Below are 21,344 nucleotides of genomic sequence, written 5' to 3'. Positions count from 1 at the left end.
CTTACTCCTCGTCACCGGCGGAGGGCGAATCCGAGCCGTCAGGGCCGTGCCCGTCACCGTTGACGCCACTGTTTTCGTCGCCGTCGATTCGGTACTGCGCGAGTTTCTTGTGCAAGGTGTTTCGATTGATGCCCAGGCGGGCGGCGGCCTTGATCTGGACCCGTTCGCACGACTGGAGGACCTGCTGGATCAGCTCACGCTCGACCTGATCGACGATCCGCTTATGAAGGTCGTTGGCCTGCGGACCGGCCGCGCGAACTCCCTGGCGGACCAGTTCCGAGGTCATGGCGGTGAGGTCGCCCCCCCGTGACCGGATCGGCCGCGGGGCCGCGACGCCGCGCAACTGAGGGGGCAGGTGCTCGACGGTCAGCTCCGGCCCGTCGCCCAAGATCACGGCGCGCTCGACGTAATTCTGAAGCTCGCGGACGTTGCCCGGCCAGTCGTGATCGCGGAGCAGGCGCATCGCCTCGGGGTGGACGCGGCGGACATCGCGGCGGTTTTGATCGGCATACCGCTTCAGGAACAATTCAACCAACAAGCCGACATCGTCCCGGCGCTCGCGCAAGGCGGGCAGGTAGATCGGCACCACGTTGAGTCGGTAGTACAAGTCTTCACGGAACCGGCCGGAGTCGATCTCGTCGAGCAGGTCGCGGTTGGTCGCCGCGATGATCCGGGTATCCACCTTCTTCGTGTTCGTGTCGCCGACCCGCTCGAACTCGCCCTCCTGGAGGACGCGGAGCAGCTTGACCTGGAGCTTGGGGGAAGTGCTGTTGATCTCGTCGAGGAAGATGCTGCCGGTGTGCGCGGCTTCAAACCGGCCCGTCCGGTTATCCACAGCGCCCGTGAACGAGCCTTTGACGTGGCCGAACAGCTCGCTTTCGAGCAGGCTCTCGGTCAGGGCGCCGCAGTTGACGCGGATGTAGGGGCCGGAGTATCGCGGGCTGAGGTCGTGGATGGCGCGTGCGACCAGTTCTTTACCGGTCCCCGTCTCACCAACGATCAACACACAAGCGCGTGAGGGAGCAACCTGCCGGGTGGTCCGGAAAACCTCGAGCATTGCCGGGCTCGAACCGATCACGCCCGGCAGAGGAGTGTCTCCTCCCGGGCGAGATGGGGAGCGATCATAGGGGGTGGCCATCGCCGCGCGTCCTTCCAAAGAGGGCCGGCGCACACCTCGGGTGAGCGAAGCGCTTCGCTCCTCCCTCGGGCCGGCCAGCCCCCTTCCTCTCCTCGTTCAATCGTTCAGTTCCAGCAATCCGTCGATTCCTCGGCTCTTTGCAAGACAAAGGATCGGCCTTGGGTCGTATCACGGTTTGGCGTCCGCAGGAGGCGGAACCTCCTCGGCGGGAGCGGGCATGGGCTCGGACGCGGCCGGTTCCGGAGTCGGCGGAGAGGGAACCGATTCGGGAGCGGGGGCCGCGGGAAGCGGGTTGAGTCGCTGGAGCCGCGAACCCGCCTGAGCCGGCTTGGGTCGAAGCGCTCCAATGAGCGAGGCCAAGGCGATCCGCAGCGCGGGCTCGCGTTCCTGGTCGAGTGCGGCGAGGAGCTTGACTTCTTGGTCGGCCGACACCAGCGGGCCGAACCGCTGGAGACTGCGGGCAAGTTGCCGGGCCGCGGCGAGGCGAAGCGCGGTGGTCTTCGACACGTCGAGCACCACCTCGGCGAGACCGCGTTGAGCCCCGGCGTCAGGCACGTCCCCCATGGCGGTCGCGGCGGCCAGGTTGGTCGTCGGGGTGTTCAAGGCGAGAGACAGAGCACCCTCTGCCTGCCTCAGGTCGGCCTCGAACGGACTGCCCGGCCGCGACGCGACGGCGGCCAGGAGCGCGGCGGCCTCGGTCGAGTAGGCGGCTCGCTCCTGGTCCGAGAACTCCGACGGCCGGCCCCCGAGCTGTCGCTCGAGAATCGCAGGGGTGGTCGGGGTGACCAGGAACTTCACGCCCGGATAATTCTTGAAGGTCGCATCGAGCGCGGCCTGATTGCCAAGCGGGCCCACGACATAGATCGGGATGCCCGCCGTCCGGGCATCGGCACGCAGGTTCGCCAGGATATCGACCAGTCGCCAAGGGCCCCCGACCTGGTGGGTGTCGATCAGGATCAGCTCGACGTCGGCCCCATCAGACGCGGCCCGAAAACCATCCGCGCCGGTTCGGGCGACTTGCGGGTCGTAGCCGAGTGCTTTGAGGTGGGAGGCGAGCAGGTTCCCGCGATCCAGGTTGCCGTCAATCACCACGGCCCGAGGCGCGGGCTGGTTGGCCACGAACCGCGCCAGGATCGGCACGACCTGGCTCGACCCGGCGAACGGCCGCTGAGGTTCGAGCAAGACCAGAGCACGGGCGGCGGCGAACTGGGCACGCCGGCCGGACGACGAGAGCGCCTCAACCAGCGGGTGGACCCGACGCCCGGACGTCAGGACGTCGCGGTCGCTGATCTGTCCCAGGGCCGTGGCCGCGACCGCGGCCAGGTCCGTCTTGCCATCGGTGATCGCCGTCTGAAGGACCTGGCCGAGCACGTTCGGCCCGGCGGCCAGCGCCGAGGCATAAGCGCCCGTCGGATCGTTGCTTGTCACGGCCTTGAAGCCAACCTTCTCAACCGCTTTTTCCAGGGCCTGGCTCACCAGGACGACCTGGGCGGGCACGTCGCTCGGATCGAGCTTGAGCGCCTCACGCGCCAGCCGCTGCCCGAAGAAAGCCTCGGCGTCGCTTCGCGAGACCTGGCGAGGAACGGGAACCTTCTGTTCCGCGTCCCACTCCCAGATCAAGGCAGAATCGCCGGGGAACAGGAAGGCGTGACGATGGTACTTCCGCGCCTCGTCGGCCAGGACCCGGACCGGGGACCGGGACTGCGAATCGAACGAACGGCCGGTTAAGCGTGCGATCGCGCGGCGGGCCGCATCACGGGCCGGCGACCCAAGGTTCGTCGTCGCCGCCAGGGGCGTCAGGGACGGAACCGCTCGCGCGTCGCCGATCGCGCCGAGGGCGCTGGCCGCGTCAGCCGCCAGCCGACCGTCCGCACTGTCGAGGACCGCGATCAAGGGAGGGACCGCCGACCGGTCGAGCCGGCCCAGGTTATAGGCGATCAGCGCCCGCTCCTCGGCGGGAAGGTTCGCCCGGTCCAGGGCCTGCACCACGTACGGAACCGCGTAAGGACCAGCCTCACGGAGCCGCTCGAGGGCGTACTCTTGCTCCTCGGCGCTCTTCGTGAGCGTGTTGACGAACCGCTGGATCCGATCCGGCCGGGTCGAGCTCCGCAGCGAGGCCGCGGCCAGCAAGGAGGACAAGGGACGGGCCAGGACCCGCGTCTCGGGATAGTTGTCCAGCCGGAGAACCGACCCGACGCCGTAGCGGTCGCGAATCTGGAGCAGCACGGCGTCGTCGGGCTTGGACTTCATGAACTTATTGAGATACGGCACGGCCTGCTGGACTTGCCCGGTCCGGAGCAGATAGTCGGCCGCCTCCCAGAGCTCGAGCGGAGTCTGCGGCTCCTTGCTGAAGGTCTCGGGGCCGGGGACTTGCCCCCTTGCGTCGGCAACCACCCCGGGCAGGAACGAGGCCCCCGCCGCCAGGCTAGCCACCACGCACGAGATCGCCAGGCGATCGCGGAAAGACGAGTTTCGGCACATGGGGTCGAGTCCGCTCTGCTCGGGGTCAACGGGGACGGTCGGGTTCACAACACGTTCGAGTTCACAGGCGCTCCTGAAGGACCAGACCCTCATCGGTTTCGCGGCGGCGGACCGGGTGGCCGTCCAACCCATCGACGAGGATCTCGGCAGCGCGGGGGCGCGTGTTGTCGTTGGCGGCCATGACCAGGCCCAAGGCGCCCGCCGAGACGGTCGCCAGCAGATCGTCCCGGTCGAGCCGGGGCAGGGCACGGTCTTTGGCCAAGAAGTCTCCGCTCGCGTCGACGGCCAACCACGTCCCAGGGCTCGCCCCCAACGATCGCGGCTTCGTCGTCTTCAGGAAAGGCGGGCAGTCCGGCAGGCCCCGTGACGGGCCGGATCCGGTGGGCCGATTGGAAGCGTGCCGACCGGATCAGGTCATTCAGGGCGGCGTCCCGAATCAGGAACCGCTGCTCTCCCGACTGCTTGGTATATAACACACGACTGACCAAGGTGCCGGCGTTGCCGGCGATCACCCACCCCGACGCCATCGCCCGACGGCATCCCAGGGCCGGAATCCCGGGAAAATCGAGTCGGCCCTGATGGGAGTGGACGTGATCCATGAGCCTATCCACATTTTACGGGACAGGCATAGACTGCCCCGTTCTTCCAATCCTCAAGATAAGCCAGGTCGGCCGTGCCTGCCCGACGGGAAATCAAGCCAGGAGCCGAGCCTTCCAGGCGGCCAGTTGCTTCTCGACCTGGTCGGGCGCGGTCGAGCCGTGGGACCGGAACGCCTTGACGGCATTGGCGACCCCCAGCACGCTTTTGACCCCGGGTCCAAGGTTGGGATGAGCCTTGGTGAATTCATCATCGGGCAAGTCGACCAGGCGGCGGCACCCTTTTTGTTCGCAGAGACTGACCAGGTGGCCGATGACCTCGTGCGCGGTGCGCTGGGGAACCCCTTCGCGGATCAGGTATTCCATGAGCGTGGTGGCGTCGAGGAAGCCCTCGTCGAGCCGTTCGGCGATCCGGTCGGCACGGAGGGTCGCGCCCGCGACGACGACGGCCGCCAGCTCGAGGCAGGCCTCAACCGTGTCGAACGCGTCGAAGATCGGTTCCTTGTCCTCTTGGAGGTCGCGGTTGTAGGCGAGGGGCAACCCTTTGATCAGCACGAGCAGGGTGTTGAGTGCGCCGATGACCCGGGCGGTCCGCCCTCGGATCAGCTCGAGGACGTCGGGGTTCTTCTTCTGCGGCATGATGCTGCTGCCGGTGCAGATCGCGTCGGGCAAGGCCAGGAACGAGAATTCCTGGGTGCTCCAGAGGACCCACTCCTCAGCCCAGCCCGACAGGTGCTCGGCAATCATCGTCAGGTCGAAGACCGACTCCAGGGCAAAGTCGCGGTCACTCGAAACGTCCATGCTGTTGGCCGCCACCCCCTCGAACCCGAGCGCCTTGGCGACATGCTCGCGGTCGATCGGGAGTGTCGTGCCGGCGAGCGCGGCGGCCCCCAGGGGCAAGACGTTGAGCCGGCGGCGAGTGTCGGTCAGACGGTCGCGGTCGCGGGCGAACTTCTCGACGTAGGCGAGAAAATAATGGGGGGCGAGCACCGGCTGGGCGCGTTGGAGGTGGGTGTAGCCGGGCAAGATCACCTCGCGGTGCCGCTCGGCCGCGTCCACCAAGGCGCGCTGGAGGTCGATCAGCCGGGCACCGATCCGGTCCAGGCCGTCGCGAACCCAGAGCTTGACGTCGGTGGCGACCTGGTCGTTGCGGCTCCGAGCCGTGTGCAGCTTGCGCCCCACGTCACCGAGCCGATCGATCAAGGCGGCCTCAACGTGCATATGCACGTCCTCACGTTCGAGCACGAACTCAAACCGGTCCGCCTCGATCTCAGCCCGGATATCCGACAGACCCCGCACAATTTGCTGGCACTCATCGTGAGTGATCAAACCAACATGAGCCAGCATCTCGGCGTGCGCGATCGAGGCCCTGATGTCGTGCTCGAAGAGCCGACGATCAAAGGAGATCGATTCCGTGAACTGTTCGACGCGACGATCCGTTTTCTCGCCAAAGCGTCCGCCCCAAGGTTTGCTGGCCACCCGTCATTCCCTCTCAGCCGTTCCGCAATGCGCAATATCAGAGCACAAAACATCTCCATCGTAGGCAGCCTGACAGAGAGTGTCAACCAGCGAGGGTACGGGCTTGGGGGGAAGTGGAGCGCGATTGGAGGCCATTCCTCGACGAGGCGACCTCGGATCCGATGGGGATCGTCCGTCGGCTGGGTGCCGCGAACATCGTCCATTGGGAGAAACAAAGGGGGGAGCGATTGCGAGTGCCAGACTTGGCCCTCTATCAAGATCGCCATGATCACTCAGGGGCAGACGCCTGGCTCGGGGGGAAAGCCGTCACCAAACCATCGGGATGACCACATGCTGGAGAATGCCAAGCATCATATAAACGATCGCGGCCACCCCGAGCCCTCGCCCCATCCGGTCGATCCATCCCGGCTCAGCTTGCCATTGCCGGCTCAGGGCCAGGACGGCCCAGGCCACGGTCACAGTGCCGCCGGTTCCAAGACAAACCGCCAGTCGATTATCGATCGTGGGGTAGAACAGGTAGTCCAGGAAGCCAACGATCCACAACCCTCCGAAGAGCACGGCGATCACGGCGACCGTGCCCGGCTGCCGGAGCATCAGGCGCAAGGGAGGCCGAGGCCGTTTCCAACGAAGGATGAAAAAGGCGAACATCAGACTGACGAGGAAATTTCCGAGAATTTGAACGGAGTAGGAGAGGGAATTGACAAAGCTGTATCGAATCGCTTTCCAAAAGCTCGGCCAATGGGACAGGAACTCAGCTCGGTTCTCCGCAGCCTTTTGACCCAGGCTGACGAGCATCTCGATCAGAAACGCGAAAAGGTAACTCCCCATCGAAAGGAAGAGGGCCGTCCCAGCGATGAGGATCATCCCGTCGGAGAGGACGAACTCTCGGCAGCGAGCCGGCTCCGCCACGCGGTCAACGTCGGCGACGGCATCACTTGCCATGGCAATCCGCCCTCGATTTGACGGGAAGTCTGGATAGGATCGATCAAGAATGGCCGTCTCTCTAGGCTTCTTGAATCCGCACATGCTTTACAGCCATGATCGACCCTGATCTTAATTGTGTCAGACTCCCGTTTCAAGGGGCAGGGGTCCGGTTCGACGCTCGGCGGATTATTGGCTGGTCTTCGCCTTGGGACGCGCTTTCTTGCGGGCGGAGCGGCTGGAGCTCTTGGCGGCCGGCTCGTCCGTCGGCGCGTCCTTATCGCTCGCCTCGGAAGCGGAAGTCGCTGGGTCTTGAGCCGGCTTCGAGGCGGCGTCGGCCGAAGTTCCGGGGACGGCCTCGGGCTCCGGGCTTGCCCCGGGGTCGAGCTTCGCGAGATCGAAGGGCTCGCCGAGCATCTTGTTGAAGGCATTCTTCTGCTTGGCGTCGATGACCTTGCTCAACTGCTGAACGGCGCCGTCGCGAACCTTCTCCATCATGTCCCGGAGCTGGGCGATCTGGCCGGGCCCCACCTGGCCCAGGGCGGCCCCTTGGCGCATCCTCGCGAACAACAGGAACTGGTTCTGCTGCATCTGGGTCATGATTGACTGCACATACTGGCGCTGGGTGTCTTTCAGGCCGAGCTTGGCCGCGATGTCCGGCCGAGCGACGGCCAACGGGCCCTCGGTGCGAAGGACGATCTGGTTGAACCGCTCCTTCTGCTTCTCCTCGAGAATCTGGCTGATCGCCTGATCGTTCTCCCGGCGCATCCCGTCACGGGCCGCCAGCATCCCCTGGGGATGATTCATCGCCCCCTCACCACCTCCCCCGAGAAACAGCGTCTGAAAGTGATCGCGCTGTTTCTGCATCGCGGAGACGGAGAGGCTGAACACCTTGGTTTTCTGGGCATCGGTCAGCTTCAACTCCCGCTGGACCGCGGGCGCCATCAGGATCGTAATCGGGGCTTGAGGACCTGTTCCCACGGTGCGGGCCAGACTGGCCAGGCTCTCGGTCCGCCCGGCCCCCCCTTCGTCTTTCCCGGTGGCTTGCGCCCGAGTTTCGGAGGCCCCCCCAACCGCCGACAGGGCAACGGCCAGACCGACCATCACGCGGAACGCATAAACGCAACTCATGAATGTGTCTCCGTCCCAGGCCTGGTGGAGGGGGCACCGATGGGACTGAAATCCAAGGAAAGGGAACGGCTCCGCCCCGGCGATCACGCGCCGAGCGAGCCGCAAGGCCCATTCTTCAGCAATCGGAGGTGAACCGCAATGAGGTGTGAGAAAAGCCGACAGCACTTCGGATCGGGACGTCCTCAGCCTCCCGAGCGACTGGCAACGGAAACGTCCGCGTTCCCCTTGGTGGCTTCGCCTTGAACCGAGGGGCACGCGGACGGAATTTCAATCATTCAAACATTTCGATCGGGACTTCACTTCTTGGCGGGCGCGGTGCCGCTCATCATCCCAGCGGCCTTGGCGACACCGATGACGCCGCAGGCGACGCGATCACCGGCTGCGCCGGCGGGGGCGGACTTGAGGTCGTCGGCCTTGGCGTGCACGATCAGGCCGCGGCCGATGATCGAGTGGGCGCCGGAGAGGGTGATCGCGGAGTCGTGGAGGTCGATCTTGGCCACGCCCTTGTCGTTGGCCTCGATGTTCCCGAGGTCACCCACGTGCCGCTTGTCGGCATGCGGGCCGGCGTGCGGCATGTTCGTGGGGTTGAAGTGGCCGCCCGCGGACATGGCGTCATCCGAGCCGCAATCGCCGAACTCATGGACGTGGAAGCCGTGCAGGCCCGGAGTCAGGCCTTCGATCGTCCCTTCGACCAGGATCCCCTTCGGAGTCTGCGTGAAGCTGATCTTGCCATGAACGTCGCCCCCCTTCTTGGTGGCGTGCAGCACGGCAACGGCCTTCGTGACTCCCCCCAGGGCGGGCACTTCGGCGTGCTGGGCCCACGACCCGATCGCGCACAAGGCGACCAAGGCCGCGCCGGTCGCGATGGCGAAAGCAAAGCTCTTGCGTGTCATGTTGTCTCTCCTCTTTGGGTGTGTGTCAACACGGTGGGACCAACGTGGGTCGTTGCAACTTAGCCTGCCGGGCGGCCGCTCACAAGGGTCTTCCTTCCGCCCGATTCGCAAACCGTCAGCCTCACTGACAGGATCGGCAAAGCCGACCGCAAACCTCGCGTCCTTCGTCGGTGAAGTCGCAACCGAGGAAAATCAGCGGCCCCAGTGTCATCAGTTCCCATTGGGAGTCGGCGATCGCGGGCCGGCGTCTGGGCCTGGTCCCGGCCCGTTCATCGCGGCGAGCAACGACGGAGCGCCCAGGGCCGTCAGAAGGTCGGCCTGGGACTGGGTAGCCTGCCAGAGGGCGTCGAGTTGGGCGTTCTCGAGCTGGATCAAGCGCTGGCGGGCCTGGAGCCGTTTGGTCAGGTCAGCCTGGTTGGCCTCGAAAAGCTGTTCCAGGGGGTCGACCTGAACCTTAGAGGGTGCTCGCCAGGCCGGACGTGCTGGAGGGGCGAAACAGGGATATTCGTCAATATCGACGTTACCTGGGCAAAATCAGGATATTCCTAAAGCTCCTGCCTCAAGGACACCGTTGCGACGCGGATGAGAGAAGAGTGTCACAGGAGTAGACTTATCCAAATTGCAAAAAACGACTTCAAAATATTAGGAGTGACCAATTTGATCTTCCCAGGGCAGGCTTGAGTTGGGCCGAGGCGGTCGAGCACGTGCAACGCGTCGCCAAGTCGCCCCAGAAGGGCTGGGGGGGGCAGCCAATGCCGCGCACGTTCCGGCTCGCCAGCGGCAAGATCAGCGTCGAGCCGAAGCGGGCCGGCGGGTTCAAGGGCCTGGCAGAGATGCTTCGCGAGGTGCTCCACGTCGTCAAGGGCGAGCTGAGCGCCAAAGCGCAAGACGCGGCGTAGACGCAGGCAAGCGGCCGAGTTGGTGGGATTCTTGCTACTTCCCACCAACTTTTGAGGTGCCGGCCGACTTCCTCGGCTTGCCCTTCGGCACCGATGATTTTGATTTCGCTTTTGTCGTCCCCACCTGGGCCGTCTTGGCGGGCTTGGCCGAGAAACCCTGGTCCGAAAACCGGGGCGGCGCAAGCCATGGGTTTGCCGCCAACCCCGATGTCTCGGCGAGAAGTTTCTGGGTCAATGCCCCCTCAACGAACGAATTGAGGCTGACGCCTTGCGACTCGGCGGCGATGGCCAAGGCGCGATGGAGTTCGGGGCGAATCCGCAGCACGAACTTGCCCGAAAAGGGCTTCTCGGGTGCGACACCCCGCTCTTCGCAAAGCGCGAGGTAATCGTCAACCGAATCACGGAATGCGTTTTCCGCTTCCGCAACGGTATCTCCCTCGAATGTGACAATGTCGCGAATCCCGAGAATGCGGCCCGCGATCACACCATCCTCGACTTTGAGTTCCAACAGACCTGAATAACCCCTGTGCTCAATCATAATTGGATTAGCTCCTAGCCGTCGTCCGTCACGTCGATGTCCGCATCTCGCAGGAAATCGCGAAGATGCTGCACGACGTAATGTTTTGTTTCCTTTTGCGGATGGGGGCGATGGAAAGTTGCCGAGACGCCATTCAGTTCAACCAAGATGCGCGAACCTTTGCGTTCCGTAATCACAGCCCCGAGGCCAATCAGAAGCGATTCGACGGCTTTCCATGAAATATTGAGGCGTAACGGATCAGCAAATATCACCGCAAGCGTTTTTTTATGTTTCCGGTTCATTATGCCCAACTCTCCATGCCCAACTCTCCCTTATAAGCTCTCTGTGTCCGCCTAACTCCCACTTTATTTATTGACGGTATCCACGGCCGCCGAACGGTATCATACCGTAGTACTAGATAAATGCAACCTCTTGGTAAAATTGTTTGCCATGCCCGGGGACCACCATGCGACTCCCTCGCCTCACGACCCAGCGGATGAAGGTGGTCGTGGCAATCCTGGCGGTGGGGTTCGCTACGGAGTGGCCAATTGCCAGGCACGCCCGGATCGCAGTGGTCGACTATGACGGCTGACGACGAGCCAATCACCCCGGAGTCGCCCGGCCCCTTCTTCTCCAACTACGGCCCCCGCGATGGCCTGATCATGCGCGGTGACGCCCCGGGAATGGGTGTGCTCGACGATCGCGGCCAGGTCGTCGACGTCGCCTGGCTGGCCGGGTCGATCCCCAGCAAGCACGGCCCAGGCCAGCTCTGGCGGCTCGAGCTCCACAAGATCGCGATCGAGGGGCAGTGGATCTGCCGATATTGAGAGTTCCTCCGGTTCGGGGACGCGGCCGAGGAGGTGTGAGCCGGCGTCTGTGAGCCATCTGCCCGGTGGGGCGTATCAGAAACCCCATCCTTTTTAAGCCGTTATGTAATGGGGATAATTGGTTGGTATCGGTGAAATGCTTCTGCTTCGTTTCGACTCTTGTGGAATGCTTCCACTTAGAATGGTAAACCACCGAAAGTCAGACACGGCTGTTCAGGTAAGCTTGGAAGCAGGATCTTCCCGGGCTCGATACGCCTCGGTGAGAAGAAAAGAAATGCCACCCCGATAGTCCAACGGCGGGCGAGACAATTTCAGGGGATTTGTCACCAGATGCTTTCGCTCAATTGCCGATGAGTTGACGACGAACTAAGGGAAGCCAAAACGCTTCAAGTAGCCGTGCAAGCCGGCCGACACAGGAGAGCGAAACGGGGACATTCCAATAGTGTTCGGCACTCCGTTTGCTGTGGGGGGGGGCGATCCGAGCAACGGCAAGCCGGCAACCCGGGGAACTCCCCCTCAGAGCGTTTCACACGACCCTGTGGGGCGGGCGGGGGACCTGCGGCCCCAGTGGGCACGAGCTTTCGGCTTTGCTGGGGGAGGGACAGGGAGCTCACGCTCCCCACTTGCCTTTCGCACAAGCGAAACCAGCCACCAGGCCAGCGCATGCTCGCCTCCCAGGCGAGCGGGGAGCGTGAGCTCCCTGTCTTCCTGAAGCGAGGAAGCCTGGCCGACACGGCCGCCCCGCAGAGGCGTGCGGGACGTTCTCGGTGACCTGGGGCGAGCCGACGACTCGGGTGAACTACAAACCACCGCGCAGCAGCGAACACCGCGGACTTGGGAGTCGAGCCGCGGGCACTACGTCTCTTCAGATTTTAATTTACTAATATGGTCCAAGAGTTCCTCAAGGCTCGCCCAGCCTGCGAAGTACAGACAGATCATCTCGTAAGACCGGAGCGTCGGCTTGCGGCCCGTCCACAGGCTGATCAGCAGACACGCGATGATCGCGCAGTACGCCTGGATCTCGATCCCCTTGGGATGCGTACTCAGCAGGTGGCGACAGCCGAGCACGTGCTTGAAAAATCTAAAGAAGAGTTCAATTGTCCACCTGTGTCGGTAGATGTCAGCGATCACCTCGGCGGGAACATCCAGGAGGTTCGTGGCGATCCGCAGCACGCCGTCGCTGGGAGGACCGGCCGTGCCCCCTTTGCGGCCCCACGCTTGGTGTGGGGCGTCGTTTTCACCAGAATCACCCGCACCCGATGGGCCGGCCGCTCGTCGGGCTTCTTGGCGGCGCCGAGGTCCACGATGAAGTCGCGGAGGACGTCGGCAGCCGCGGCTGTCGCCGAGACCGGGCGCTCTTCGATGACCGCATTGAGGTTGCTGTTGTCGCGGATGCGGCAAACATAGCTGCTCCCCGCGGCCACGATGTCGTTCCAGAGGGTGAACTGGGCATACCAACGGTCCAGGACGTAGCAGTGGTCGGACTGCAAGGCGGCGCGGAGTCGGTTCTTCTCGTCGTTATGGCCACTGTTGGCAGCGGCGCTGACCTCGATCCGGGTGGGGACGTGGCGGTCGATGGCGAAGTGGGTGTGGAGTCGCCAGCCGCTGTGAGAGCCGCCGTTCTTGTCGTTCATGAAGGCGGCCTCGGCGATGGTCTTGAGCGTCTTGACCACGCTGCCATCGACGGCCGTCAGGGCATGGGCGAGGTGGCCGCCGCGCACGTCGCGGACGGGCTTCACTTCGGCGGCGAGGGACTCGATGATGCCGCGCAGCCGCTCGGGTTCGAAGACCTCGACGGCCTCGGAGAGCGACCCCAACGAGGCCCGGGCGCAGCCGAGCTTGCGCTGCACGTTGTTGAGTGTGCTCGCCTGTTGCAAGGAGCGCAAGGAACGGAGGACTGGGTTGAAGAGGAAGAGTAAGACGAGCATGCAATACTGATCGTAATGCAGGCTGCGATTACCGGACCTGTCGCGTTGGCAGCCGACATCGTGGAGTTGGTCGAGCAGCGGCAGTAACCGCTCGACGTACTTCAACCCCTGGATATCTCGGGGTTTCAGAGGTTTTGCTGAGCGTTTTGCCATTCCCAAGGCCCTGCCAAAATGACGGCAAGATGCACTTGAGTGGAGAAGGCGCAAATTCTGTGCCGAAAGTCCTTGCGAAATCCCCGTTTTCGGCCCTTGAGGGCAAGATTGGCCTGGGTGGAGATGGCGCAAATTTCGTGCCGAACACTATTGGGGACATTCGTCAAAATCGACGTTATCTGGGCAAAATCAGGCTATCCCTAAAGCTCCTGCTTCGAGGACGCCGTTGCGACGCGGAGGAGAGAAGAGGGTCACATAAGTAGTCTTATCCAGATTGCACAGACTTCCTCAAGATATAGGAATAACCCCATTGATTTCTCGTCGAGCTTGGGACCTCTGGATCGTGGGGCGGCCGATCCACCTCGAAGTCGTCAGCTCGCCGCACTCGGTCGGGTTGTCCGCCGCGTGCAACGACGCCCAGGACGACACGGTGCTTCGGCGACTCGCAGAGAGGCTGGCGGCGGTAAGCGGCGGGCTGGCCTCGGAACCAATCAAGCGATCCAGCCTCAGTCCTTCGCGGCCAGCGTGACTCCACAAGATCCCGGAAGGCCGTGTTGAGAAGTTCAATCATCCAAGGGCGATTCAAAATGTCAGACCGACTCGAACGAGGGCCCAGGTCGCGGTGGCCCCGCATCCGCTTGAGCGTGCGCGGGATGATGCTCGCCGTCCTGATCCTCGGCGGTGGGCTGGGCTGGACGGTCCACCGCGCCCATGTCCAGCGCGATGCCGTCGCGGCGATTCAACGCGGTGGAGGTCACGTCGAATTTGACTGGCAATATCTCAACGGGAAGTATCTCCGTAACGCGACGCCGCCCGGGCCACGCTGGCTCACCGCCGCGATCGGGCCCGACTTCTTGGGGCATCCCTATCGCGTCGTGATCGGGCCAGGCGATGCGAACCGCGTCATGGCCCAGATCGGACAATTCCGACGAATTCGCACCTTGACCCTTGGCCGCGACCCCTCGTTATCCGACGCCGACCTGGTTCATCTCAAGGGCATGGCCGACCTGGAAGCTCTCTTCTTTGAGAAGGGTAAGATCACCGGGGCTGGACTGGAGAATTTTACGGGTCTCCCAAAACTTGACACCCTGAGCCTTCAAGGAATCCCTCTCACGGATGGTGATCTGAGGCCTTTGGAGGCCCTGACGAACCCCGACGCGTTGACCCTCGATAGTCCGCGGATCACGGATGCGGGATTAGTTCACTTGAAGCGCCTGGCCTCCTTAAGATTCATCTCACTCAACGAAACGGGTGTGACCGGAGCCGGCCTGGGAAACCTGGCTGACATGTCCAATTTAGAAATTCTCTACCTCGTCAAAACCAACGTGTCCAGTCTGCAATCGCTCCAACACCTTCCTAAGCTTCGATGGCTGGACCTTACCGACACGCCCCTCGACGATGCCGGAGTCGCCACACTGGCAGATCCCGGCTCGTTCCCGATTCTTGCAATCTTCCAGGCGAGCAACACGCGGTTGACCGACACGGGGTTGAGATCCCTCCGAGGTCGGTCGAACCTGGAAAGAATCTTCCTGGACGGCACACGGATTACGGATTCCGGCTTGATCGCCCTTGGAGAGATGCCCTCGACCAGTATCCTCGGCGTCGGTCGAACCGCGCTCACCGACGCGGGCCTGGCTCACTTGAGCCAATTCGCCCCCAAGCTTGCCCGTCTCGATGTCTCCCAGACGGCAGTCACCGACGCCGGTCTCGCTCACCTGGCTCGGTCTCATGGGCTCGTCTCCCTCAACTTGTCTCAGACGGCAGTCACCGATGCCGGCTTGAAGTCTCTGGAAGGGCTGAAGCGCCTCAAGTTTTTGAAGGTCAGCAAGACGGGAGTGACCGCTGCTGGTGTCAACGCGCTGCGAGACGCCATTCCCAAGTTGAAGGTGACCCGATGAGGTCGCTCATCATGCCGGAGCGGCATTGAAGGTGCACCCCTAACATCAAAAGCATTTATTGAATTCAAGCAAGTCAAGCGAGAACGCTCGTACAACACCGAGCGAACCCCTTCTTGCAGTCCATGCCACGATCGCCGAATGGCCGAAAAGGGGGGGGGAAAACGCTTCCTCAGTTCACACCGGGGGTCGTCGGCTGCGGGCCGGCGCCTGGACCTGGGCCTGGTCCCGGCCCGTTCATCGCGGCGAGCAACGACGGAGCGCCCAGGGCCGTCAGAAGGTCGGCCTGGGACTGGGTGGCCTGCCAGAGGGCGTCGAGTTGGGCGTTCTCGAGCTGGATCAAGCGCTGGCGGGCCTGGAGCAGTTTGGTCAGGTCGGCCTGATTCGCGTCGAAAAGCTGTTCCAGGCGGTCGACCTGGACCTTGAGCGTGCTGGCCAGGCCGGACGTCTGGCTCACCAGTCGATTGGCGCCGTTCCACTTGGCGACGGCCGCCTTGACCTGGGTGGTCGTCCGCTGCTCGGCTTGCTGAAGGGCGACCAGGGCGCGACGGTAGTCGGCCTCGCGCTGGACGACCAAGGGCTTGCCGTTGTTGAGGATGGGCAGGGGGGTGATGTAGGTGAATCCAAAGAACTGGGTCCCGTCTTCGTTGCGCTGGTAGAGCGGACCGACCACGGGGGTCGGAATCCGGTCCCCCTTGGCCAGCTTGACCGCGGCGCAGGCGCCGGTGGCCGCCGCCCGAGCGGCGTGGATTTCAGGGCGGCTCTGGAGCGCGAGCCGGATCAGGCTCTGGTCGTCGATCGCGGGAATGTTGTTGGGCAAAATGAACTGCCCCAAGGGCTGGGCGGTCCCGGCCGTTTCGGGGGTCCCGATCTGGTTGTGGAGATCGGTCAGGGCGTTGGCATAATCCTGGCGGGCGACCTCGACCTGCTGGCGGGTCGCCTTGTTCTCGACCTCGGCCAGGACGACGTCGGCCGCCTGCACCTGGTTGGCCTCGAGCCGGCGGTTGAGCGACTGGAGCAGGCGATCGTTGAAGTCGGCCAGTTGTTCGGCAACCCGGAGCTTCTCGCGGCGATAGGCCGCCGTCTGGAAGAACCGGTAGGTCTGCACCATCGCCAGCATCTCGGCCTGAACCACGGTCCACTGCTGCTGGTTATACGCCGCCTTGGCGATATGATAGCGATGCGTCGTCTGATGCCCGAGCTCGAGCGGTTGGCGATAGGAAAAATACATGAACGCATCTTTTTGGTCCATGCCATGGCCCGGGTTCCGCGCGTAGACGAAGGGGCGGACGTCGATCCAGAGCGTGGGGTTGAGCGTGGTCGGGAATCGGCGGGCGACCTCGACCGACTCGGGGGTCGCGATGTTGCTGTTGCGCAACGTGACGACGTCGGGGTTGCCCGTGATCGTGCCGTAGAGGGCCGCCTCGAGGCTGATCGACCGGCCGGCATCGGCGATCGGAGGGGCCGGGGCGGGCATGATGGGCGCCGTCATGTCGAACTGCGCGGGGCGGACCGGAGTATCGCCGGGCGCGGTGGTCGGCCTCGGAAGGATCCGGGCGTGGGGACCGTTCGAAGCCGCGTTTCCGGCAGGCGCCTGATCGGCCTGGGCGGCGGCTCCGAGGACCAGGAGGGTAAGGGTGGTCAACGCGTGCATCGGTCTCGCATCCTGCGGGCAGACCCAGGGAATTGAAGCCCCGAGATCACCGTTCGCTTCCAGTCGCCTTCCTCGGCGACCGCTCGGACTTTTGGCTTTCGGACAGACAGTTAATCGGCGGCTCGCCTCTCTCGTGCGTGGTCATGAAGAAAAATTTAGGGAAGTCCACACCCTCATGACACGGCCGATTGAGTATCTTATCGAGATTGCAAGGCCGCGAACTTCGCTTCGATTGCGCCCACCAGGAAAATATTCCATGTACCCACGATGGTGGATGCCGCGGAACGCACGGCCAGTCTGGCTCGTGGCGGCGGCCATGATCCTGACCGTCCCCGGCTGCCAGCCCGCGGCGAGCAGCCCGACGGCCTCGGCGCCAAAGCCAGCTCCCCCGGTGTCGTTCAAGCCCCCGACCGAGGCTGAGCTAACGACCATCGTGCTGACCCCCGACGCCGAGACCCGGCTCGGAATCCGCCTGGCCGCCATCGAGCGGAAGTCAGTGCCGCGCACCACCGTCTACGGCGGCGAAGTCATTATCCCTCCAGGCCGATTGGTCAGCGTGACCTCCCCATTCACCGGGACCCTCAACGCTCCCCCTGGTTCCGGCTTCCCCACGCCGGGGAGCCGGGTCACGGAGGGGCAGCCGATCTTCGTCCTCGTGCCGATCCTCTCGCCCGAGGCCCGCGCCACGATGGCCCCGATGTTGATCGAGGCGGAAGGGCAGATCAAGCAGGGGAAGGAGTCGCTCAACATCGCCAAGGTGAACCTCAACCGGGCGGAGAACCTGGTGCGTGACAAGCTCGGCGGCACCGCGGCCCTGGTCGACGCCAAGGCCCAGTTCGACCTCGCCCAGGCCACGCTCAAGGCCGCCGAGGACCGCCGGGAAATCCTCGCCAAGGTGGCGGCCGACGCCGAGACCGGCACCATGAACACCCAGAAGATCAACGCGCCCGCCAGCGGCACGCTCCAGAACCTGCACGCCAGGCCCGGGCAGAAAGTGGCGGCCGGCGCGATTCTGTTCGACATCGCCAGCCTCGACCCGGTCTGGATCAAGGTCCCCGTCTACGTCGGCGACCTCGAACGGATCGCAACCGACAAGGCCGCGGAGGTCGGCGGACTCGCCGGCACCCCGGGCGGGGCCACCCGGCCCGCGACCCCGGTCACGGCCCCCCCTCGGGCGATCCCCTGGCGGCCACGGTCAACCTCTTCTACGAGGCTGTGAACCAGGAGGGCGCTCTGCGACCCGGCCAGCGGGTGGGCGTCACGCTTCCGCTCCGAGGCGAGGACGAAAGCTTGGTGATCCCCCTCGCGGCCCTGCTCCGCGACATCCACGGCAATACCTGGGTCTACGAGAACAGCGCCCCCCACGCGTACGCCCGTCGCCGCGTCTCGGTCGACCGCGTCGTCAACTCCATGGTCGCCCTGACCAGCGGGCCCAAGCCAGGCGCCCAGGTCGTCACCGACGGCGCGGCGGAACTCTTCGGCACCGAGTTTGGTGTGGGCAAGTAGACGTCGGACGGGTTCTAGACACACCTCCAGTGAATGCCTGAGTCAATGATCTCATGATGAACTGGCTTGTTTCGACTTCACTCCGGCTCCGCGTGCTCGTGCTGGCGCTGTCGGTCGTGCTGATGATCGTGGGGGTCCGCACCGCGCGGAAGGCCCCCCTGGACGTCTTTCCCGAGTTCGCCCCCCCTTTGGTCGAGGTCCAGACCGAGGCCCCCGGGCTCTCGACCGAAGAGGTGGAAAGCCTGGTCAGCGTCCCGTTGGAGAATGCGCTCAACGGCACGATCGGCCTGAAGACGATCCGCTCGAAATCGGTGCTCGGGCTCTCGTCGGTGGTCCTGATCCTCAAACAGGGGACCGACCTGATGGCCGCGCGGCAGGTGGTCCAGGAACGGCTCTCGGTCGAAGCGCCACGGCTGCCCGCCGCCGCGCGGCCACCGGTCATCCTGCCCCCGCTCTCGTCGACGAGCCGGTTGCTCAAGGTCGGGCTCTCGTCCAAGACGCTCTCGCAAATGGATATGACGATCCTGGCCAAGTGGACCATTCGGCCTCGCCTGATGTCGATCCCGGGGGTCGCCAACGTCGCCATCTGGGGTCAGCGCGACCTGCAATACCAGGTGCTCGTCGACCCTGACCGGCTCCGCGCCAACGCGGTGACGCTCGACACGGTCGTCAAGGCCGTGACCGACGCCTCGGCCGTCGGCGCCGGCGGGTTCGTCGACATGCCCAACCAGCGGATCGCCGTCCGCCACCGCTCGCCAATCGAAGCGCCCGGCGACCTCGCCCGCACCACGGTCGCCTTCCGCAACGGCGTTTCGCTCAAGCTCGGCGACGTCGCCGACGTCGGGATCGGCTATCCGCCGCCGATCGGCGACGCGGTCATCAACGACGGCCCCGGACTCCTGCTCATCGTCGAGAAGCAGCCGACGGGCAACACCCTCGAAGTCACCCACGAGGTGGAAAAAGCCCTCGACGCCCTCCGGCCGGCCCTGAAGGGGGTCGACATCGACCCCACCATCTTCCGCCCCGCAACCTTCATCGAGCAGTCGCTCGACAACCTCAAGGAAGCGATGGCCGTCGGCTGCGTCCTGGTCGTCCTGATCCTCGTCACCTTCCTGTTCGACTGGCGGACGGCCCTGATCAGCCTGACGGCGATCCCGCTCTCACTCATGGCGGCAACGATTGTTTTGGTCTGGATGGGGGCAACCATCAATACGATGGTCCTGGCCGGCCTGGTGATCGCCATGGGCGAGGTGGTCGACGACGCGATCATCGACGTCGAGAATATCGTCCGCCGGCTCCGGCTCAACCGCCTGGCAGGGTCCCCATTCTCCGCGTACCGGGTCGTCCTCGACGCCTCGCTCGAAGTCCGCAGCGCCGTCGTCTTCGCCAGCCTGATCGTGATCCTCGTCTTCGTCCCCGTCTTCTTCCTCGACGGCCTCTCCGGCTCGTTCTTCCGCCCGCTCGCCCTCGCCTACGTCCTCGCGATCGTGGCCTCGCTCTTCGTCGCCCTGACCGTAACGCCCGCGCTCTCGCTGATGCTCCTGACCGGGACGTCGGAGCGAAAGCGCGAGTCGCCCTTGGTCCGTGCCCTCAAGTGGGTCTACCGGGCGATCCTGCCCACGATCGCAAGGCGGCCGGCCTGGGCGGTCATCGTCCTGATCGTCGCCTTTGGCGGATCGCTGGTGGCCGTCGCGGGGCTGGGCGAAGAGTTCCTGCCCGACTTTCAGGAGAACGACTTCCTGATGCACTGGGTCGAGAAGCCCGGGACTTCACTGGAGGCGATGCGACGGATCACCGTGAGGGCGAGCAAGGAGCTCCGCACCGTCCCCGGCGTGCGCAACTTCGGCTCGCACATCGGCCGCGCTGAGGTGGCCGACGAAGTCGTCGGCCCGAACTTCACCGAGCTCTGGATCAGCGTCGATCCCAAGTTCAACCACGCCAAGGCGATGGCCAACGTCCAGACCGTGGTCGACGGCTACCCGGGGCTCACCCGCGACGTCCTCACCTACCTGAAAGAACGGATCAAGGAAGTCCTCACCGGGGTCGGCGCGACCGTCGTCGTTCGGATCTTCGGGCCGGACATCGCGGTGCTCCGCGACAAAGCGCAGGAAGTCTACAAGGCGATCGACGGGGTCAAGGGGGTCACCGCCCTCAAGGTCGAGCCCCAGGTCGTCGTCCCGCAGCTCGACGTCCGGCTCCGTCCCGAGGCCGCCGCGCGGCTCGGCCTGACCCCGGGCGACGTCCGGCGGTCGGCGACCACCTTGGTCAAAGGAGCGAAGGTCGGTGAGGTCTACCGCGACCAGAAGATCTTCGACGTCTTCGTCTGGGGCGTCGAGCGGCTGCGCAACGACGTCTCCGAGCTCCGCAACCTGCCGATCGAGACCCCGCTGGGAACCCACGTCCCCCTGGGCGACGTGGCCGAGGTCGCGATCGTGCCGGCGCCCAACGAGATCAAGCGCGAGGGGGCCTCGCGGCGGATCGACGTCACCTGCAACGTCGAAGGCCGCGACCTCGGCAGCGTCGCCCGCGAGATCGAGGAGCGTGTCAAAAAGCTCTCGTTCGAGCGTGAGTACCATCCCGAGTTCCTCGGCGAATACGCCGCGCGGGAAGAGTCGCGTCAGCGCTTGCTCGCTCTCTCGGCCCTCTCCCTCATCGGAGTCCTCTTGATCATCCACTCCGACTTCCGCACGATCCGGCTCACGGCCCTGGTCTTCCTGACCTTGCCGTTCGCCCTGATCGGCGGCGTCTTCGGCGCGGTGTTGGGCGGAGGCGTCCTCTCGCTCGGCTCACTCGTCGGCTTCGTGACCGTGCTGGGGATCGCCGCCCGCAACGGGATCATGCTCGTCAGCCACTACCGCCACCTCGAGGAAGAAGAGGGCGAACCGTTCGGCCTCGGCCTGGTCGTCCGCGGCTCGGAGGAGCGGCTCGCCCCGATCCTGATGACCGCCCTGGCCACCGGCTTAGCGCTTGTCCCGCTGGCCCTGGCCGGCAACAAGCCGGGGCACGAGATCGAGCACCCGATGGCCGTCGTCATCCTCGGCGGCCTGGTCACCTCGACCGTCCTCAACCTCTTCCTGATGCCGGCCCTCTACCTCGCCTTCGGCCACCAACGTCAGCCCAGTGAAGCCCGAACGAGCGAAGGCCAAGCCGCGGAGGCCGAAGCCAAGCCCGTTCCGGTTTGACTCAAGGTTCGGATTCTTCACGCGATCATCAATGGAATCGTATGCAAAGTCGCGGGAGAAGTGCGACGCCCCTCAAACGAGCGGGAGGTAGGAGTGCCACAGATTCCGCACTCACCTGCCAGTGGGTGAATGTTCTGGCTGACG

At 64.6% G+C, this 21,344-nt stretch carries 19 protein-coding genes and 2 pseudogenes; 7 read left to right on the top strand and 14 right to left on the bottom strand.

Going from position 1 to position 21,344, the window contains the following annotated elements; all coding sequences use genetic code 11:
* Nucleotide 1 precedes the first annotated feature (1 nt).
* The 9 genes and pseudogenes from BUS42_RS20875 to BUS42_RS45250 all read right to left on the bottom strand — a co-directional run bounded on the left by BUS42_RS20875 (nt 2) and on the right by BUS42_RS45250 (nt 9,014).
* Nucleotides 2–1,138, bottom strand: a complete 1,137-nt coding sequence (locus BUS42_RS20875) for a sigma-54 interaction domain-containing protein (protein WP_074309387.1) — start codon at nt 1,136–1,138, stop codon at nt 2–4.
* Nucleotides 1,139–1,306: 168 nt separating this feature from the next.
* Nucleotides 1,307–3,619, bottom strand: a complete 2,313-nt coding sequence (locus tag BUS42_RS20870; RefSeq protein WP_254053640.1) for a HEAT repeat domain-containing protein — start codon at nt 3,617–3,619, stop codon at nt 1,307–1,309.
* 61 nt (nt 3,620–3,680) lie between these two features.
* The gene (locus tag BUS42_RS45255) at nt 3,681–3,881 is read right to left on the bottom strand and encodes a hypothetical protein (RefSeq protein ID WP_254053639.1); all 201 of its coding nucleotides are present in this window, start codon (nt 3,879–3,881) and stop codon (nt 3,681–3,683) included.
* 37 nt (nt 3,882–3,918) lie between these two features.
* Nucleotides 3,919–4,146, bottom strand: a pseudogene (locus BUS42_RS46590) (diaminopimelate decarboxylase); the annotation flags it as partial.
* A 165-nt stretch (nt 4,147–4,311) separates the two neighbouring features.
* A complete protein-coding gene (gene argH / locus BUS42_RS20860) occupies nt 4,312–5,694 on the bottom strand; it encodes an argininosuccinate lyase (protein ID WP_074309382.1) in 1,383 nt (460 codons plus the stop codon).
* Between the two features lie 306 nt (nt 5,695–6,000).
* Nucleotides 6,001–6,636 carry a hypothetical protein gene (locus BUS42_RS20855; protein WP_074309380.1) on the bottom strand — a complete coding sequence of 212 codons (636 nt, stop codon included), beginning with the start codon at nt 6,634–6,636 and terminating at the stop codon, nt 6,001–6,003.
* 168 nt (nt 6,637–6,804) lie between these two features.
* Nucleotides 6,805–7,746, bottom strand: coding sequence for a hypothetical protein (locus BUS42_RS20850; RefSeq protein ID WP_074309378.1), 942 nt, complete (start codon nt 7,744–7,746; stop codon nt 6,805–6,807).
* Nucleotides 7,747–8,042: 296 nt separating this feature from the next.
* The gene (locus BUS42_RS20845) at nt 8,043–8,639 is read right to left on the bottom strand and encodes a superoxide dismutase family protein (protein WP_074309376.1); all 597 of its coding nucleotides are present in this window, start codon (nt 8,637–8,639) and stop codon (nt 8,043–8,045) included.
* Nucleotides 8,640–8,849: 210 nt separating this feature from the next.
* Nucleotides 8,850–9,014, bottom strand: coding sequence for a hypothetical protein (locus BUS42_RS45250; RefSeq protein ID WP_254053638.1), 165 nt, complete (start codon nt 9,012–9,014; stop codon nt 8,850–8,852).
* Nucleotides 9,015–9,316: 302 nt separating this feature from the next.
* Here BUS42_RS45250 and BUS42_RS20835 point away from each other — a divergent pair, with 302 nt between their 5' ends.
* Nucleotides 9,317–9,538 carry a hypothetical protein gene (locus BUS42_RS20835; protein ID WP_074309372.1) on the top strand — a complete coding sequence of 74 codons (222 nt, stop codon included), beginning with the start codon at nt 9,317–9,319 and terminating at the stop codon, nt 9,536–9,538.
* A 34-nt stretch (nt 9,539–9,572) separates the two neighbouring features.
* On the opposite strand, the gene BUS42_RS20830 is transcribed toward BUS42_RS20835, so the two are convergent.
* Together BUS42_RS20830 and BUS42_RS20825 are read right to left on the bottom strand one after the other, a co-directional pair.
* The gene (locus tag BUS42_RS20830) at nt 9,573–10,076 is read right to left on the bottom strand and encodes a type II toxin-antitoxin system HicB family antitoxin (protein ID WP_074309370.1); all 504 of its coding nucleotides are present in this window, start codon (nt 10,074–10,076) and stop codon (nt 9,573–9,575) included.
* 14 nt (nt 10,077–10,090) lie between these two features.
* Nucleotides 10,091–10,357: a type II toxin-antitoxin system HicA family toxin gene (locus tag BUS42_RS20825; protein WP_074309368.1), complete on the bottom strand. Its 267-nt coding sequence runs from the start codon at nt 10,355–10,357 to the stop codon at nt 10,091–10,093.
* 164 nt (nt 10,358–10,521) lie between these two features.
* On the opposite strand from BUS42_RS20825, the gene BUS42_RS46035 reads away from it, so the two are divergent.
* Both BUS42_RS46035 and BUS42_RS20820 read left to right on the top strand, forming a co-directional pair.
* The gene (locus BUS42_RS46035) at nt 10,522–10,647 is read left to right on the top strand and encodes a hypothetical protein (RefSeq protein ID WP_256386180.1); all 126 of its coding nucleotides are present in this window, start codon (nt 10,522–10,524) and stop codon (nt 10,645–10,647) included.
* A complete protein-coding gene (locus tag BUS42_RS20820) occupies nt 10,637–10,882 on the top strand; it encodes a hypothetical protein (RefSeq protein WP_074309366.1) in 246 nt (81 codons plus the stop codon). The genes BUS42_RS46035 and BUS42_RS20820 overlap by 11 nt, the downstream gene beginning before the upstream one ends.
* A gap of 855 nt (nt 10,883–11,737) precedes the next feature.
* On the opposite strand, the gene BUS42_RS46585 is transcribed toward BUS42_RS20820, so the two are convergent.
* Nucleotides 11,738–12,283, bottom strand: a complete 546-nt coding sequence (locus tag BUS42_RS46585) for a transposase (protein ID WP_410001690.1) — start codon at nt 12,281–12,283, stop codon at nt 11,738–11,740.
* Nucleotides 12,247–12,810, bottom strand: a pseudogene (locus tag BUS42_RS46580) (transposase); the annotation flags it as partial. The pseudogene BUS42_RS46580 and the gene BUS42_RS46585, both read right to left, overlap by 37 nt.
* 740 nt (nt 12,811–13,550) lie before the next feature.
* Between BUS42_RS46580 and BUS42_RS44425 the strand changes: the two are divergent.
* Entirely contained in the window at nt 13,551–14,861 is a 1,311-nt protein-coding gene (locus BUS42_RS44425) for a leucine-rich repeat domain-containing protein (protein WP_143206415.1), read from the top strand.
* 169 nt (nt 14,862–15,030) lie between these two features.
* On the opposite strand, the gene BUS42_RS20795 is transcribed toward BUS42_RS44425, so the two are convergent.
* The gene (locus tag BUS42_RS20795) at nt 15,031–16,512 is read right to left on the bottom strand and encodes a TolC family protein (RefSeq protein WP_074309361.1); all 1,482 of its coding nucleotides are present in this window, start codon (nt 16,510–16,512) and stop codon (nt 15,031–15,033) included.
* 256 nt (nt 16,513–16,768) lie between these two features.
* Between BUS42_RS20795 and BUS42_RS20790 the strand changes: the two genes are divergently transcribed.
* From BUS42_RS20790 to BUS42_RS20785, 3 genes are read left to right on the top strand one after another with little or no spacing between them, the layout of a single operon-like run.
* Entirely contained in the window at nt 16,769–17,731 is a 963-nt protein-coding gene (locus tag BUS42_RS20790; RefSeq protein ID WP_254053636.1) for an efflux RND transporter periplasmic adaptor subunit, read from the top strand.
* Nucleotides 17,728–18,018, top strand: coding sequence for a permuted SH3 domain-containing protein (locus BUS42_RS45245; protein ID WP_254053635.1), 291 nt, complete (start codon nt 17,728–17,730; stop codon nt 18,016–18,018). The genes BUS42_RS20790 and BUS42_RS45245 overlap by 4 nt, the downstream gene beginning before the upstream one ends.
* A gap of 56 nt (nt 18,019–18,074) precedes the next feature.
* The gene (locus BUS42_RS20785) at nt 18,075–21,200 is read left to right on the top strand and encodes an efflux RND transporter permease subunit (protein ID WP_074309359.1); all 3,126 of its coding nucleotides are present in this window, start codon (nt 18,075–18,077) and stop codon (nt 21,198–21,200) included.
* The last annotated feature ends 144 nt before the right edge of the window (nt 21,201–21,344 follow it).

It is taken from the genome of Singulisphaera sp. GP187 (genome assembly GCF_900129635.1).
Classification (GTDB): domain Bacteria; phylum Planctomycetota; class Planctomycetia; order Isosphaerales; family Isosphaeraceae; genus Singulisphaera.
This window is presented reverse-complemented; position numbering and strand designations above follow the sequence as displayed.